Consider the following 18,186-nt stretch of genomic DNA (forward strand, 5'->3'; position numbering starts at 1 on the left):
GTGATTCTGTCTATTTTTTTATTATCCAACTTTAAGTCGTTCAGGAGATAGTCCAATGGAAAAAGCCGACTTTGAAGAGTTTATTTTAGCACATATGCCTTCGTTCATCGCGGTCAATTACCAACGCCTGCTCGAGACACAAGAACCACAGGAACAAGTCACGTTGCAATTACATATCTACAACCTTGGGCTTCACATCTTAACCATCAATCTCGTGAGTCAATATCTTTTTCGCGACCGCGATCTGGTGAGAGATGCTTATTTAGACAAGCTCCTGGAGCAAAAATTTTCTCACTTAACTTCTGATACCTGGGAAAAGATTTTCTTTGCCACCTTGCGAGCCTACAAAGACAATCGCGATCTTATCTTCATGCCAGAGCTGTATGATTTCTACTGGGATACCTCAACTTACCCCCATAGAGAGCAAACTGAAGTAAAAGCGTCCTTCAAACGGCTGACCAGAGCAACCCAGGATCTCCTGTTGGAACATCCGTCGCAAGACAGCGCCTACTGGCAAATGTTAGCCCAAGAGTTACATGGACACCTGCGTAAAATCCTGAAGGCTCTCTCCTTCATTGGCCAATATGACTTCATCCTTGTGCTTGCTCAGGATGAACAGTCCTATACCTTCGAATTGCACAAAGGCATACAGGTTCTGAAGAGTCAAAGACCGTTGCCTCAACACACAGCTCTGACCAATGGGCAGTTCTACTTACGAGCAGCCACAGAAGAGTTTCTCTCCCTCCATCCGTTACTGGCCTTTTGGGACGATACCATCGAATCAATAAATATAGGAGTATTTGATCGCTGGATTGAGCGTCGATTAAAATATTTACTGCCTGCCCCAGCTCAAAGCCACTTCGACGAGAAGTATTTCAAGGATTTTGTTTATTTGATACTGGACGCCATAGAAAACACCAGGCAAGAACGTCAAAAAGCTGACAAGCTGACATGGGAAGATTTGCACGACATTTGCGAGAAGATTACCACTGGACGGATGGCAACCGTACAAAGCAAGTATCATCACAAACTCTATCTTCAACGTGACACAGTCCAACAACACATAAAGGCCTTCTTAGCAGATCCGAAGAAACGCGGTTTTGTCCTGGTCGGCAAGTCGGGGGTAGGTAAGAGCAACTTTCTGCTTGCTTTAGCCGAGGAACTACAACAAGTACGACAGGATGTCTGTGTGCTCATGTATGATGGGGCTAACCTGCCTGTGACCTCTTCCACACTCACGGACATTATCAGTCAGGATTTTAGTGATTACTTCCAGCAACCTATACCACAGATCTGGCAGGAGATCTCTAAGATCGATGGTATCAGTGATCGACAGGTCATTTTGTGTGTGGATGCCGTGAATGAGAATCCAGACGCCGCAAAATTGTTGCGCCAACTCGATGAACTTGTCCAAAAAAACTCCAGGCAGTGGCTCAAGGTTGTGTTGAGTTCTCGTCCTGAGACCTGGAAGGAGATCAAGCGGGGAGTAAAACTCGCCGAGGCACTCTATTATCGAGAGCCAGGCAATGGAACAGCGGTCGTGGGATTAGAATCGTTCAGTTATTCCGCACAGATGGACCCATTTACCCCGCAGGAACTCTCTGAGGTCTACAGCAAGTATGAACGGGAATTCGATCTTAAAACGCCATATCGAGTATTATCGCATCAATTACGGGAAGCATTGCGAGATCCGCTGCAGTTGCAATTACTCGCAAAGACTTACCGGGAACAAGCTATCCCTGAGCATGTGACCGTTTCCACCCTGATCGAGCAATATATACATACCGTCCTGGACAGGAAGGAGCAGCGGTTTTTAGAACAACAGTTGGTCTCACTAATGGTGAGAGAGAACTACTACAGTAATGCGATCACCGAGGCCGAGCTTGATGCGGCTGGTGGTGCTCTCTATGAAATGATCTACAATGACCAATTGAATCAGTCGTTTCGTACCTTGTTGGACGCCGACATTCTTGTGCTTCAGGAGCAGGGACGTGAACAAAAAATCGCATTCAAATACGAACGGTTCTATGAGTACTTCGCGGGTAAGAGACTCGCGAGCCTTAGTGAAACCCAGACTGATCGATACTCCTTTTTCCTGAAGTTGATTGATGAGATAAACGGCAAGAAAGAGACCACCAACAAACCATTTCTGTGGGGGGCGGTCAGAAATGCGCTGATAGAAGAGGCCAGGAAGTCAGACGTTGAGATATTTGTGAAGCTGTGCCACACAACAGAGCAACATGTAAAAGAAATAATGGTCAATGTACTCATTATCCTCGGGACTGGTGATCCCGAGCGGGTTGAAGATATTCTGAGGTACCTGCTCCCTCAGGAAGAGAAAACTGGCGAGATACAGAAAATTCGACAGATGGTAAGCAAGTCTACGGAGGGAGCCGATCTCCGAACACGCAATGCTCGAAAAATCGCCATCGAGGTTGCAAGCCAGTTGAAGTTGGGCTGGGTTCTGCAAACTGCAGCCCTACAAGCGGATTCAACTGTGAGAGCGGTGGCTGTGCGCTATAGTTACTACCTCTGGCAGCGCGATCAAGACGCAGGATTTGAGATCATTGAATACCTGGCGAAGAAGGCCATTACTGGTTTGCTTCCACATTTGATAGCTTGTGAGTCAGTGGTTGTCCTGTCGGTAGTCATCTTCTTCGACCACTACCAGAATGCAATGGTTCTCAGCAGATTACACGACATCTGGCATGCGATGATTGCCAGATTGTTTCGGATTCACGAGAACAGTAGTCCATGGAAGAACGTTACCCGAAACTTCATCCGCGAGCAGATTATCTCCTTCGCCATTACTGTTGCTTTCCGCCTGATTCGTGAGTTGCCCACCTACAATATGGTGAGCTATCCAGCCCTTGAGTCCTTTTTTAAGCTTGAGGTAGAAACAAAGGCCCTTTATAGAAATCTGATTCACTACCTGGATATCGATGGGGACTATGCCAGGGAGCAGATGGAGCAGGATTACCTTGCCGCGCTTAAGATTGACAATGTCCTGGTAATTCTGACTGTCACCCTGGGGCTTACAGCACATGCCTGCGCTGCCCCTCATAACTTTTTGCCTTTTCTCAAACAGCTCTTTGAAGCTGCGAAAAGCGATGTTGCATCCTACCCTTATGTGGCTATGATTAATCATGTGGCTCCCGATGTTTTAGATCGCGATCCAACGAATGATGAAATGTTTGACTTTTTCGTGTATACCACTGAGGTCGCCCGAGAATGCTACATGCGCCATCCTGAAAAGCACCATAGTCGTAGTGCTGAAGCTCCACAAATACTATCTACAGCACCTTATATCCTCCATCAGTATAGAAGAACAGGAACAGTCAGAACCGCCTGGCTAGAAGCCCCCATTCTAGCAGCGCTTTCCCAGCGCAATCTCAAATACTTTGAGATCATGCTTACCACGGATTTACCGTATGTAGGAATTGATAGGCAGGAACCACAAGCAGCCTTGGAGGCCTTGGAGGTGTTTTTCAAGAGCGGGGATGTTCAGATCGATCATATGATTCAAGTGTTTTTGTCTCGCTTGCATATCTACTATCCCGATGCAGTGGATGAGTTCCTGGAGGTGCAAGGAGCTTCAGAGGAGTTTTGCTTGCAGGTGCGCACACATGAGCCCAGCGAAAAGGTTGGTGACCTGATTGCACAAAAACCCTGGTTTTTCGCACGTGATGGTTTATTGTTGAGTCCATCGGGGCTGCGGTTGCAATTCTTAGATCTTTTTGAGAAAGCTGCTGAATGCAAAGATGCACGAACGTGGATAGAGTATATGTTTCGTGAGTTAATAAATATGGTTTATGGGAGCCAAATCTTACGCCAATCGAAATGAGAAGATGGGCAGCTTTATCCGCCGCCAAACGGTGTTGCCACAGCGCTAAAGAACTGAAAGAAGGCACGAGAACGAGCCTGGCAAGAGACGACAGCGGGAGGGAAAAGACGTGTTCCACTCCCTGTCTCTCTCATACGAGATATTGTGCAGAAAATATGCCATAATCAAGAAGGAGAACACAAATACAGGAATCATTATTAGAAGGATGTACTTCCATTAGCAACTGAAAAGCCTGGTGCCGCTACGGAAAACTGCCACTGACTCACCAGCCCTGAACACATTGGAAGATTCAAAAAGCTCTGCGTAAACGGCTGCCAGCTAAAATTCCCTGTTCCAGTAAACTCTCCATCTACAGGCACAAAATTGCTACACGTATAATAGTAGCGAAAGTTCCCCAGAGCTGCTGCCGGTGCTTCGACATTCACCAGCGGACCAATCCATTGCAACGAAATCAAACGATCCACTGGAACCTTTGGCGCAACGACAATATGTAGAGCAGGCACATGACCACCAAGAGGATCAAAACTGGTATAGATGTTCTGATTATCTTGCTTGTTTTTGACAAGGTGTATAAATCTTACAGCAAACGCTAACGTCATCGATCCACTCATCGTCAAAGGGAAATCCTGGAGTATAGAAACCGTTTGCCCAGGCTTCAAAGATGACATCATGGGAGGACAACTCATAAAGGCATTGTTGGACGGAATAAGATACTGAGGCTTACTTCCACCCGTAATAGCCACGCCAAGAGCACCAGTACATGGAGCGTTCGCAAGAACCCCCTGTACCTCAACACTCGTCTTGTTATGATTGGTTAATGTTAAACGCGCTTCAAGCAATTCGCTCAGGAAATAGGGGCCCGGTATAATTTGCATAGACTCCTCTATACCATTTTTCTGCGCAGTAATGGTTGTTGCTGGGCCTACGGCACCGATCGCCGCTGAAGTACCCAGTGTACTGGCCGGCGATGAGGAATGATAAAAAAAGAGCCAGGTACTGCTAAAAAGAAGAATTATTATAAGCAAAGTTATCCATAGTCGAAGGGGCATTACATTGCGCACACGTAGAAATGCTCTCTGCACATGCTGAAATACTGTTTTAAGCATCACCTCTGCTTCTCACTTTCGAGATTGTTTAAAGGACATTGAAATTTTACGATGCCCTCCTCACTACATGATATTTAAAATGATGCATAGCAACTCTGGAATAATACAATAAATTGACGAATTTCACAACAAATACAGAATTTTAATACATTTCGTAGCCACCACAATAAGAACAGAAGAGGTGGCAACCACCATTGGAGAAAACCCTCAAAAATGTTCCCGATCGAATCGGGAACCTCTCCCTATGACAACGAGAAAGCTCACCAGTTATGCTCCAGAAAGATTGGATTAGCCTGGCTCGGTTTTGAGGCGTGGTTGCACGCCCAGATGGCTCAGTACAGCGAGGACAGATTCCAGCTGCGACATATGCCCTGTTCGATAGGAACAGAGGTTAGCCTACGATGAGGTATGGATGGGAGTGGAGAGCGGTGATGCTGAACGAAAGGCAATTTGCATCTGCGTGCGATGAGCAAGCAAGAGGAGCCCTACGAAGCTAAGCGGGCTGGTTGCGAAGAGCGAAATGGTGCCTCCAAAAATAAGATAGATGAATAATAACCTCTACTTGCTCAAAAGTCAAGCCTGCCGCCTTATTTCATCTCTTAAACAGAACAATTAAACCTAATGCTCTTGAATAGTTACAAAAATGTTTTTCCTCTAGTATTGCATTTTACAATTCTATACTGTAAAATCATATAAGGGTGGATTGTATTGAAGTAGCAAAAAACATGCAAGGATTTATATTATGGAATCTTCCCGCATATTGTGCCATGTGTGTAAGGCGCCAAATACTCTCCATGATGAGTTTTGTTGTTCTTGTGGGGCTGCCCTATCACAGCAACATGATACTGATGATGATATTTATGCAGCCAAAAATGCATTCATATCTCATTCCGGTGCGGCAGATGAGCCTGTGGCTGGAATGCTTTTAAAGGGGCGTTACCGCATTCGCCAGACCATTGGACAGGGAGGCATGGGATCAGTCTACCGTGCAGAAGACACGCACCTCGGGAACCGGCTGGTAGCAATCAAAGAATTAATCTATACTGAACTATCTGCACAGGAAATGCACACTTCAGCAGAACAGTTTCAGCGTGAGGCCCATCTGTTAGCTGGTCTACAACACCCTAATCTTCCAAATATCTATGACTATTTTGAAGAAAATAGCCGTTGGTATCTGGTTATGAGTTTTATTGCAGGCGAGACATTGGAGTCTTATCAGCAAAAGGCTACACATGGACAATTGCCAGTGCGTGAAGTGATTGGGATTGGGATTGAGCTCTGCAAGGTGCTGGAATATTTGCACTCACACCATCCCCCGATTATCTTTCGCGATCTGAAACCTGCCAATATCATGCGTACTAGCAGTGGGCAACTCTACCTCATTGACTTTGGTATCGCACGCCACTTCAAACCTGATCAATCGCGTGATACCGTGAGCTATGGCTCAGCAGGATTTGCTCCCCCCGAACAATATGGAAGGGCTCAGACAACACCGCGCTCTGATATCTACAGTCTGGGTGCCACATTATATACGTTGCTCTCTGGCTATGATCCTTCCCTCTCTCCATTTCGTTTACCTCCATTGGAAACGTTGGTATCAGATGTGCCTCCTGCGTTAGTACAGCTCATTACTCAGATGCTGGAAATGCAAGAGGAGAAGCGCCCTGCAAATGTTGAGGCGGTACGGCAGATGTTGCAAGGAATCGACACACGGGTTGAACTTCCGATTGCGCCGCCATCTCCGTGGGCTTCACGCCAGCCGATTGCGCCGCCATCTCCGTGGGCTTCACGCCAGCCGATTGCTGAATACGTCCCAGTTGGAGCGCATGGACAACAACAGATGCTGATGCCAGCCTCGACCCAGGCACCAGTGAAGTCGACAGGAAATGGCTTTTTAAAGGCTTTGGGTTTTCTAGGCACCCTGGTCAGCTACGGACTACTAGGCTTTGGCATTCTAGGTTCATTTATGATATTCACAGCTTCTCCTAATTATGCTTTCTTTGCCACTGAACTATGGGTTTTGGCTTTTTTCATCATAGTAGGATGGATCTTGTTGCGCGTATCATTGTGGCCATTTCGTAAGCCAACGAAGCGTGATGCACCTGTTTCTTTTTGGCGTCATGCAGGTACCGAAGGTGGGATTTTCCTGGGTGGAGCTATGGTGCTAGCCGGAGTCGTATGTACGTTCTTTTTAATATATACATACTACCTCGTAAATCATAGAGGTGATGTGTATAGTGCCGGAGTTGGTGGCAGCGTACTCTATGCGACGAGTGGTCTGTATATTCTATTAAATTCCAGGCTCAAGCCACCTCGAATTGACTTCTCTTCTCAACGCCAGAAGGCTATCGCGCTCACAGGAAGCCTGATCGGTGCCAGTTTTGGGGTACCTGGCTTGTTGATGACGTTGTCCTTTGCGGGAGGAACGATGGTTCCTGGCGTTATTCTGCTAGTAATAGGGGTATTTTTGACTTTTATTACGCGCTTGCGCACAAAGTAAGGGCTATCGCAGAATATGCAGCCCTAAAGTTTTGCTATCACAGTTACCTGACCTGGATGTATAAAGTCCCAGTCGTGTGACTGTGATAGATAACTCTAAGCTTGCTATGATTGTTCACCGACATTCCAGTACTGCCTATCAAAGCCCTGCATGAGTGGTGAGGTGCTATCCTCGGGGGTGACCACCAGGAGGGCGCGCATGGCACGTGTCATGCCGACAAACATGGTGCGGCGTTCAAGTGAGAGATATTCTTCGCGTTCCTCATCACTGGGTGTGTGTGGCATCGTTGTATGCCAGGTGCTCTCCAGGAAACCGGCCAGGGCGACAATAGGAAATTCCAGGCCTTTGGCTGAGCGCAGGGTGATGACTTTGATGCAGGAGCGTTTGAGGTCGAGCTCCTGGCCAGTCATAAAGGTGGCATCCAGACCTTGCCGAGTGAAATCTTCGGCAATGGCGCGGCCGGACTTGATGGTGGGACACAGGACGGCGCAGGCTCCCGAGCTCATGCGGTAGGCGCTGCGAGCCTGCCGGAAGAAACTGACGAGCAGTTGTAATTGCTGACGTTGATCCTGGATGCGGCGCATGATGGGCTGGGGACCATTATTGACGTAGAGGCGCTCTTCGGTATCTGTATCTAACGCTCCTTCGGCAAGATAGTTCTGGGCCGCCTCGCCGATTTCACGTGTTGAGCGGTAGTTGGCGTGCAAAATAGCCGTACGGCCCTGGAATTTGAGATCCTGGTGAACGTCGCTCCAGTTGAAGCCGCTACCGTAGATAGATTGGTTGGCGTCGGCGGTCACGAAGATACGGTTGGACTGTTTGCAGAGATGAACGAGGAGCCGAAGGGAGCTAGGGTCGAGGTCCTGGGCTTCGTCGATGATGACGGCATCATAGAACTGCGTATAGGCTCCCTGCGCAACATAGGCCTCGGCCATTGCTCTGGCCTGGCGCCAGGTGATTTTGCCCTGTTGGGCTAGACTCTGCTGCAAGGTCTCGAAGATGCTCCAGACGGCGCGGCGCTGGATACCTCTGAGGGGAAGCTTACGGCCCGGTCTGGCTGCGGTGAGATAATCTTTGAGCGTGTGGAGCTGCCGGGCTACGATCACCTGGTTGATCTCCTGGAGCAGATAGTCCAGGCTCATCTGCTCAATCGTTTGCTTCTGGCTCTGTTTCTGCTGCTCGCTGCCATCAAAGCGCGTCTTCTGGATAGCATGCTGCAGCAGGGTATTCATTTCGCTGTCATTCATAATATGCGGAGTCCTGCCAGCGTGGCTCAAGAGCTTGATGGCGACTCTATCGGCGGTCTGGACATCGACGAAGCGTATGTCTGTACCCAGCAGTTGCTCGAGCAGTTGGAGAGAAGAGTTGATGAGAGCATTGGTGTAGGTGGTGAAGAGGATGCGAATATCGTCGCGTCCCTGTTTGCGTAGCTCGGCAATAATCGAGCGCACACGATAGAGAGCGATGGTGCTCTTTCCCGTTCCTGGCAGGCCTTTGAGAAGCGTCGGGCCGCTAGCCTTCATACCCCAGTTGACATATTTTTCTTGTTCCGGCGAGAGTTTCAGCAGAAAGCTGATTAACTCACCTTCTTTGAAGCGCAATAGATCGTCAAGATGCTGGACATGGAGGTCTGGCTGCTGCATCACCTGCTGGAGGGGACGTGGGAACATATATTCCAGCAATTTATCAAGCACAGCCGAGGGGACGTCAGGACAATCGAGCAGATCGTCTTCGGTTTGCAGATGAACCAGGCGCGGAAAATACTCTCCTGGTATCTGTAAGCGGGTGAGCAATTCTTCTGTGATAGGTTGGGGAAGGCGTTTGGCGGTAGGCTCGTTTGTGTATGGTGCTTCCCAGCCAGGGATGCCTGGTTGAGCAAGGCGCAGTTCTGGTACCAGGCCACCTAAAAACTCTGCGTCAATCTCTTCGTCATAGGTATCGTCATCTCGTCGCCGTAGCGCCAGCAAACTGACATGAGGCTTTTCAAAGGTATAGAAGATACGATAATGTCCACTACGGATACGATGCAGGCGTGGATGGAGATGCTTCAATTGCTTTTTCACTTTGGCATCCGGCGTGGGATCTTGTTCAAGGAGCTTGATCTTTTCGTGAATCTGCTGGACCTCTTTGTGTGGAAGGGCCATCCATTCATCTCTGAAACTGGGCTTCATAGTTGTATACCAGCCACTATCCATAGCATGTACCTCTTCATTATGTATTCGTTTTTGAAGCGCTCATGTCTCTGACGTGAGGAGGAGAAAGTAGATATGAGCAAGAATGAGCTGCTGATACCGTATTTTATCCGAAAAAGATAAATTTTGCAATGTATGGTATCTATAAATGCCGCTGGCAATTTTTAATTATGGAAGAGGATAACTCGTAAGAAATGCGTAGAGCATAGCTGGCTTTCTAGTGGTTTTGCAAGGGAACAGTGGAAAAGATAGCTGGACTATTAGCAACCAGACTTTTTTTGTATCTTCCTTGTTTTTCGTTCTTGAAAGAATTTAGTAAATTGCGGTGCTTTTTCGTCCTGCAACGAAATTTAGAAATTTTAAGGTTTTCTATTGACAAAGATGCATTAAAGCTCTAAAATGGCGGTGCACTACATACGTAATTATAGGTAGTTCCTGAACAATATCTTTTCACTCCTGAGTTTATTTCTTGTGCTTCGTGCATAGAAAGAACACCCGATCATGCCCAGTAAAACTATATTTCAATTTCGCGACCAGCTTATTCAGGATTATGCCTCTTATATTGATAGCTTTATCCAGATACGTGATACTACCATCAAGACCTTTGTGGAAGGGAAACTGCGTGAGGGGGTGCTCTGGCCGGAGCCATTGATTCAGCTTAACCCGCTTTTTGATCCAGGGGAGCCGATTGATGAGCTGGTGGCCCAGGGGATCTTGCATCGCGAATGCGCGCGCATCTTTCGCAATGGGAAATCTGCCTCTAACGATCTCGGGTCGCCACTACGGTTGCACCGCCACCAGTCCGAGGCTATTCGAGTCGCCCAGCAAGGAGCCAGCTACGTCCTGACTACCGGCACTGGCTCCGGTAAAAGTCTCTCTTATATCATCCCTATTGTTGATCATGTCTTGCGCCATGGCAGTGGTAAAGGGATCAAGGCCATTGTGGTCTATCCCATGAACGCGCTGGCCAATAGCCAGTTGAAGGAGCTTGAGAAGTTTCTTCAGTATGGCTATCAACATGGTAGGAGTCCAGTTACGTTCGCGCGCTATACCGGGCAGGAGTCCGATGAGGACCGTCAGCGGATCATTGCCCAACCACCTGATATTTTGCTGACCAACTATGTGATGCTGGAGCTCATTCTGACCCGTTCGGTTGAGCGTCCGCTTATTTCTTTCCCTACCTTGCAATTTCTGGTGCTGGACGAGCTCCATACCTATCGTGGCCGCCAGGGTTCCGATGTGGCGCTGCTGGTCCGGCGCGTGCGGGATCGCCTGGCGGCTGGCGAATTGCAGTGTATTGGCACGTCGGCGACCCTGGCCGGGGCTGGTCGTTATGAGGAACAACAGGCTGAGGTGGCGCGTATGGCTACGCAAATCTTTGGTACCCGGGTCAAAGCTGAGCATATCATCGGTGAGACACTGGTGCCTACGACCCGTGTAGCCGAGCGGGATGAGCAGTTTCAGCGCCGCTTAACGGAGCGTGTCCTCGATAGCTCCTATCAACCTGCAAAAGACTACCAGAGCTTTATCCAGGATCCGCTTTCGATCTGGATCGAGAGCACGTTTGGGATTACCGAGCGCGGCGGTCGCTATGTGCGCACGGTTCCGAAAAGTATTGAGGGCGAGCGCGGAGCGGCTATCGAACTCAGTAACCTTACAGGAGCACCGGTTGAGCGCTGTATTGAGGCCATTCAACAGACGCTGCTGGCAGGCTATGAGTGCGAGCCACATCCTGAAACCGGACGCCCTCCGTTTGCCTTTCGCTTGCATCAATTTATCAGCAAAGGGGATACGCTCTATGCCTCGCTGGAGGCGAAACGCCATCTGACGCTGCAGCGCCAGCAGTTCGTGCCGGGTACACGTGAGCAGATGCATGTGCTCCTCCCGCTGGTCTTTTGCCGGGAGTGTGGACAGGAATATTACTGCGTTCGCATCCGCGATAAACACTTTGTGCCCCGCGCCCTCAATGATCAGGTGGATGATGAGAGCCAGGTCGGCTTTCTCTACTATAGCCCTGAGCATCCCTGGCCGCAGGATGGCGAATCGCTTATGGAGCGACTGCCCGACGGCTGGATTGAAGAAGTCAGATCTGGCGTGCGCGTGCGCAGCAGCCGCCGGAAAGATCTGCCGCTGGCGCTGCGCGTGCGCCCCGATGGAACCTTTAAAGAGAGCAGCGATACCTCGCCCGATGGTGAGGAGCTGGCCTGCCATTTTGTGCCCGCGCCGTTCCGCTTCTGCCTGCATTGTGGCGTCACCTATGGCTCGCGCCAGTCGGATGATTTCGCGAAGCTGGCCTCGCTCAGTTCAGAGGGACGCAGTACGGCGACGACGATTCTGAGCCTTTCGGCTATCCGGCGCTTGCGCGAGGACCCGCAGCGAGCGATGCCCGCCAAGATGCTCAGCTTTACCGATAATCGGCAGGATGCGTCGCTGCAGGCGGGCCACTTCAACGATTTTATTGAGGTGGGCGTGCTGCGCGCCGCGCTCTATCACGCGGTGCAGCAACGCGGAAGCGAAGGTCTGCAGCATGATGAGCTGACCCAGATGGTCTTTACCTCCCTCGCGCTGCCGCTCGATCGCTATGCCAGCGACCCGGCCGTGAAATACCAGGCCTTAAATGATACCAAACAGGCCTTACGGCAGGTGCTTGGCTATCACCTCTATCGCGATCTCAAGCGCGGCTGGCGCATTACGTCGCCGAATCTTGAGCAGTGCGGTCTCCTCAAGATTCAGTATCGCTCGCTTGAGGATGTCTGCCAGGATGAAGAGGTGTGGAGCAAGTGTCATGGAGCCCTGAGCATGGCTTCGCCGCAGACGCGCGCCAAAGTGGGCAAGGTCTTACTCGATTATATGCGCCGGGAGCTGGCGATTAAGGTCGATTATCTGGACCAGGAATTTCAGGAGCGGATACAGCAGAGAAGCAATCAGTTCCTGGTCACGCCCTGGGCCCTTGATGAGAATGAAACCAAGGTCCATGCCTCGATCCTCTTTCCGCGTCCAGCTGGACACAAAGATTATGGTGGCAATGTCTTCCTGTCGGCGCGTGGTGGCTTTGGCCAGTATCTCCGTCGCCAGACGACCTTCCATGAGTTTAAAGAGAAGCTGCGCCTGGAAGATACGGATCAAATCATCTGTCATTTGCTGGAAGGGTTGCGCGTGGCTGGCCTGGTCGAGCGTGTGATTGAGCCACGCTCCAAGGATGATGTGCCGGGCTACCAGTTGCCCGCCTCGGCGATGATCTGGCTGGCTGGCGATGGGACGCAGGCGTTTCATGATCCGATCCGCGTCCCCCGCGCATCGAGCGCGGGACATGGTACCAATCCGTTCTTCGTGGAGTTCTATCGCGCGACGGCGACGAATCTCGAGAACCTGCGCGCCTATGAGCATACGGCCCAGGTCCCCTACGATTTGCGTGTGCAGCGCGAGGAGGACTTCCGGGAAAATAAGATCCCCATCCTCTATTGTTCACCCACGATGGAGCTTGGCGTGGATATCGCGGAGCTGAATGTAGTCAATATGCGCAATATTCCGCCAACGCCCGCCAATTACGCGCAGCGCAGTGGTCGCGCCGGCCGCAGTGGTCAGCCCGCGCTGGTCTTTACCTATTGTTCGACGGGTAGCCCCCATGATCAGTATTTCTTTAAGCGTCCCGAGAACATGGTCGCCGGGGCGGTGACGCCTCCGCGCCTTGATCTGGCGAACGAGGACCTGGTGCGCGCCCACATCCATGCTATCTGGCTCACCGAGACAGGATTGAGCCTGGGACGCTCGCTCAAAGATCTCCTCGATGTCTCGGGGGAAGAGCCGACGCTTGAGCTTCAGGACTGGGTACGCGATAGTATCGAGGATCTTTCGGCGAAGAAGCGTGCGCGCAGGCGGGCCGCGCATGTGCTGCTGATGCTGCGCAATGAGCTGAGTGGCTCGGGATGGTACACAGAGGATGAATGGTTGGAGCGCGTGCTCGACCAGGTGGCAAAGCAGTTTGATGATAGCTGCAAGCGCTGGCGCACCCTCTATCGGGCGGCGCTCGATCAGGCCAGGCAGCAGAGCGCGATTATGCTGGATGCCTCGCGCAGTCAGGCCGATAAGGACCAGGCGAAGCGGCTGCGAGCTGAGGCCGAGTCACAACTGGCGCTGCTGACCGATATCTCGAGCCTGGAACAATCGGACTTTTATAGCTACCGCTATTTCGCGACCGAGGGCTTTTTGCCGGGCTACAACTTTCCGCGCTTGCCGCTGTCGGCCTATATTCCCGGACGACGCGTGCGCCAGCAGGCACGCGATGAGTATCTCTCGCGCTCGCGCTTCCTGGCTATCTCCGAGTTTGGTCCGCGCGCGATTGTCTATCACGAAGGTTCACGCTACCTGATCAATCGCGTCATTCTCTCCCTGGATGATAGCGAGAAGCTCACCACGAGCGGTGTGAAACAGTGCGAGCACTGTGGCTATCTGCATCCGTTGCAAGATGGCGTGGGCGTAGATGTCTGTGAGCAGTGCGGCGCGCAGCTCCCCATCCCGCTGCGCAATCTCTTCCGCCTGCAAAACGTCGCCACCCAGCGGCGCGAGAAGATTAATTCCGATGAAGAGGAGCGCGTACGCCTGGGCTATGAGATCCGTACCGCGGTACGCTTCTCGCAGCACGAGGGACAGTCTTCGGTGCGCGTTGGTCTGGCGATGCCTGCCGCGGATGCGGCCAGCGGTGATGAGGCGGCCGAGGCACTGGCAAAGCTGACCTATAACCATTCGGCCCGGCTCTGGCGCATCAATCTTGGCTGGGTGCGACGCAAGAATAAGGAGCAGCATGGTTTCGTGCTGGACATGGAGCGGGGCTACTGGGCCAAGAGCGAGCAGGCGGTTGACGAGCCTGATGATCCGCTGTCGCCGCGTACGGCCCGCGTGATCCCGTATGTGGAGGATAGCCGGAACTGTCTGCTCTTTGAGCCGACACTGCCGCAAAGTCTCAAGGTGATGGCCTCGCTGCAGTCAGCGCTCAAGAGCGCCATTCAGATACGCTATCAGCTCGAAGATAACGAGCTGGCCGCCGAACCGCTGCCACACGAGATGATCCGGCGCTCCATCCTCTTCTACGAGTCGGCAGAGGGTGGCGCGGGCGTGCTTCAGCGCTTGCTTGAGGAGCCGGGCGCAATGCGTGAGGTGGCGCGGGAGGCTCTGCGGCTCTGCCACTTCGATCCCGATACGGGCGAGGATCTGCGGCGCGCACCCCGCGCACAGGAGGATTGCGAGGCCGCCTGCTATGATTGCCTGCTGTCCTACTACAACCAGCGTGATCATCTGCTGCTTGATCGCTTTGAGATTCGACCGTTCCTTATCCAGCTGGCTCAGGGCCAGGTGGCGATCTCGCCAACGGGGAATGTGCGCTCGGAACATCTGGAGCAGTTGTTGCGCCAGGCCGGTTCTGACCTGGAACGGGAGTGGTTGCACTTCCTGAATGATCGGGGCTGCCGCCTGCCCTCACATGCGCAGCAGCTCGTTGAGTCCTGCGGCACGAGGCCGGACTTCCTCTACGATAGCGAGGGGGTGGCGATCTATATCGATGGGCCGCACCATCTGTATCCCGAGCGCCGGGCGCGCGATACGATGGTGACCGAGTGCCTGGAGGATCTGGGCTATTTCGTTATTCGCTTTGGACATCAGCAGGATTGGGCGGCGATTGTCGCGCAGTATCCACATATCTTTGGGAGGCCGGAATGAACTTCGCGGTTGGGTCATTGGTTAAAGCACGCGGACGAGAGTGGGTCGTGCTGCCGGAATCGAGTGAAGAGGTGCTGCTCTTGCGTCCGCTGGGGGGCACCGAGGATGAGGTCACGGGTATTTCTCGCCATCTGGAGACGGTGGTTGAAGCATCATTCATGCCTCCCGATCCTGACCTTTTGGGCGATTATCGGTCCTGCCGCCTCTTGCGCGATGCGGTACGCCTGGGCTTTCGTTCAAGCGCCGGTCCGTTCCGTTCGTTTGCCCACCTGGCGGTCGAGCCACGCCCCTATCAGCTGGTGCCGCTCCTGATGGCGCTGAAGCAGGAGCCGGTGCGCCTGTTGATCGCGGATGACGTTGGTATCGGGAAAACCGTGGAGTCGTGCCTGATCGCGCGCGAGTTGTTGGACCGTGGCGAGATCTCGCGCCTGGCGATCCTGTGCCCGCCGCACCTGGCGGAGCAGTGGCAGGCCGAGCTGAGCGAGAAGTTCCATATCGATGCCAAACTGGTGCTCTCCAGTACAGTTTCGCAGCTGGAACGCGACTGCCGCCTGGGACAATCGCTCTTTGATCGCTATCCCTTTGTGATTGTCTCCATCGATTTTATTAAATCTGATCGGCGACGCGATGAGTTTCTGCGTACCTGTCCCGAGTTCGTGATTGTGGATGAGGCCCATACCTGTACCGAGGCTGGCGAAGGGCGCGGTGGACGCCACCAGCGCCATCAATTGGTCGCCAGCATCGCCGCTGATGCGCAGCGTCACCTGATCCTGGTGACGGCAACGCCCCATAGTGGCAACGAGAGCGCGTTCCGCTCGCTGCTGATCCTGCTCGACAAGGATTTCGCGCGTTTGCCGGAGGATCTGAGCGGGCGCGAACATGAGCAGGCCCGCCGTCAGCTGGCGGCCTATTTTGTGCAGCGCCGCCGCGCCGATATCCGGGCCTACCTGCACGCGGATACGCCGTTCCCAACCAGGCTGGAACAGGAACAGAGCTATAAGCTCTCGCCGGAATATCGGCGGCTGGTGGAGAAGGTGATGCGCTTCGCACGCGAGACGGTAATTGATCCAAACGATAGCAGCAAGCACCGCCAGCGGGTGCGCTGGTGGTCGGTGCTGGCACTGCTGCGCTCCATCGCGTCCAGTCCCGCCGCCGCAGCCGCGACGCTGCGCAGCCGGGCCGCCACCGCCGATACGGAGACGGAAGAGGAGGCCAATAGCATCGGACGCCATACGCTGCTGGACCTGATGGATAATGAGGCGACGGAGGGCGTGGACCTGGTGCCGGGCAGCGATTTTGAGCAGGAGCAGAGCAGCGAGACACGCGTGCGCCGCCGCTTGCAGGAGATGGCCCGCGAGGCCGAGGCGCTCAAAGGGGCAAAGGACGAGAAGTTGCAGCAGGCAATTAAGATGGTCGGGAGCATGCTCAAGGATGGCTTTCAGCCGATCGTCTTTTGCCGCTTTATCCCGACCGCCGAGTATGTGGCGCAGGCGCTGCGCGAGCGCTTGCCGAAAGGCGTGCAGGTGGAGGCGGTGACTGGCCTGCTGCCTCCGGTGGAGCGCGAGAATCGCATCGCAGAGCTCTCCGAATATTCACAGCGCGTGCTGGTGTGTACGGACTGCCTGAGCGAGGGCGTGAACTTGCAGGAACACTTTAACGCGGTCATCCACTATGATCTGTCCTGGAATCCGACGCGCCATGAGCAGCGGGAGGGACGCGTGGACCGCTTTGGTCAGCCCTCTAAACAGGTGCGCGTGGTGACGTACTACGATGGCTCGGCGGACTCGATTGATCGCATTGTGCTGGATGTGCTGATCCGCAAGCATCGCCAGATTCGCACTTCGCTCGGTATTTCTGTTCCGGTCCCGGCCAATAGCGAGCAGGTGATTGAGTCTATTTTTGAAGATAAGATTCTGCGCGGTCGCGAGAACCTGATTGAGGGCGATCAGATGGCGCTCCCAGGGATGGAAGATCCACGCGAGAAGGAGCTTTCCCGGCAGTGGACCGATGCTTCGGAGCGAGAGAAGCGCTCGCGCAGTATGTTCTCGCAGGAGACGATCAAGGTGGATGAGGTGGCCCGCGAGCTGGATGCGATGCGCTCGGCGATTGGCTCGACGGTCGATGTGGCGACCTTTACGCGGGATACCTTGCTGGCATATGGCGCCTCCGTCAGCCAGAATAGCAAGGGAGTCACGCTGCTTGATCTCAAAGAGACGCCCCGTGCCCTGCGCGATACGCTCTCGGTCCATAAATCCAGCTTGAGGGCGCGCTTCGAGTTGCCGGTGAGCGATGACGAGATCTACCTCAATCGTACGCATCCCTTTATTGAAGGCCTGGCCACCTATGTGATGGATGCCGCCCTTGATCCTGAAGGGGATAGCGTGGCGCGGCGCTGTGGGGTGATCCGCACCAGCCGCGTCGCCAGGCGTACGACCCTGCTGCTGACACGCATGCGCTTCCACATTGTGACGCGGCAGGCTGGCGAGGAGCGTATCCTGCTGGCCGAGGATTGCCAGATCCTGGCGTTTAGCGGCGCACCGCAGAACGCCACCTGGATCGATGATCAGACATGTATCAACGAACTGGTCGAGGCGAAGCCGGAGGCCAATACCCTGCCTGAGCAGGCCCGCAACCTGCTGCGCCAGGTGATCGAGAATATCCCGCTGCTCCAGCCGCACCTGCAGGAGGCCGCCGCGATCCGTGGCAATGAGCTGCGTGAAGCGCATCGGCGCGTACGCAGCGCCTCGCAGATGCGTGGTGTGCGCTACGAGGTGAAATCCGAATTCGCCCCTGATGTCCTGGGCATCTATGTCTATCTGCCAAAACTGTGAT

Annotated in this window: 6 protein-coding genes; 4 read left to right on the forward strand and 2 right to left on the reverse strand. The window is 53.0% G+C overall.

Features of this window, described 5'->3' with window-relative positions; translation table 11 throughout:
- The first annotated feature begins 55 nt into the window (after positions 1–55).
- A complete protein-coding gene (locus JMI88_RS14220) occupies positions 56–3,844 on the forward strand; it encodes an NACHT domain-containing protein (RefSeq protein ID WP_201362525.1) in 3,789 nt (1,262 codons plus the stop codon).
- Between the two features lie 197 nt (positions 3,845–4,041).
- On the opposite strand, the gene JMI88_RS14225 is transcribed toward JMI88_RS14220, so the two are convergent.
- Positions 4,042–4,719, reverse strand: a complete 678-nt coding sequence (locus JMI88_RS14225) for a hypothetical protein (protein ID WP_201362526.1) — start codon at positions 4,717–4,719, stop codon at positions 4,042–4,044.
- Between the two features lie 973 nt (positions 4,720–5,692).
- Here JMI88_RS14225 and JMI88_RS14230 point away from each other — a divergent pair.
- Complete coding sequence (locus JMI88_RS14230) at positions 5,693–7,450, forward strand: serine/threonine-protein kinase (protein ID WP_201362527.1); 1,758 nt, start codon at positions 5,693–5,695, stop codon at positions 7,448–7,450.
- Between the two features lie 104 nt (positions 7,451–7,554).
- Here the strand turns inward: JMI88_RS14230 and JMI88_RS14235 are convergent, their stop codons facing one another.
- A complete protein-coding gene (locus JMI88_RS14235) occupies positions 7,555–9,645 on the reverse strand; it encodes a UvrD-helicase domain-containing protein (RefSeq protein WP_201362528.1) in 2,091 nt (696 codons plus the stop codon).
- Between the two features lie 498 nt (positions 9,646–10,143).
- Here JMI88_RS14235 and JMI88_RS14240 point away from each other — a divergent pair, with 498 nt between their 5' ends.
- Together JMI88_RS14240 and JMI88_RS14245 are read left to right on the forward strand one after the other, a co-directional pair.
- Positions 10,144–15,354: a DEAD/DEAH box helicase gene (locus tag JMI88_RS14240; protein WP_201362529.1), complete on the forward strand. Its 5,211-nt coding sequence runs from the start codon at positions 10,144–10,146 to the stop codon at positions 15,352–15,354.
- Positions 15,351–18,185 carry a DUF8741 domain-containing protein gene (locus tag JMI88_RS14245; protein ID WP_201362530.1) on the forward strand — a complete coding sequence of 945 codons (2,835 nt, stop codon included), beginning with the start codon at positions 15,351–15,353 and terminating at the stop codon, positions 18,183–18,185. Before JMI88_RS14240 ends, JMI88_RS14245 begins: the two co-directional genes overlap by 4 nt.
- Position 18,186 lies beyond the last annotated feature (1 nt).

It is taken from the genome of Dictyobacter formicarum (assembly GCF_016587435.1).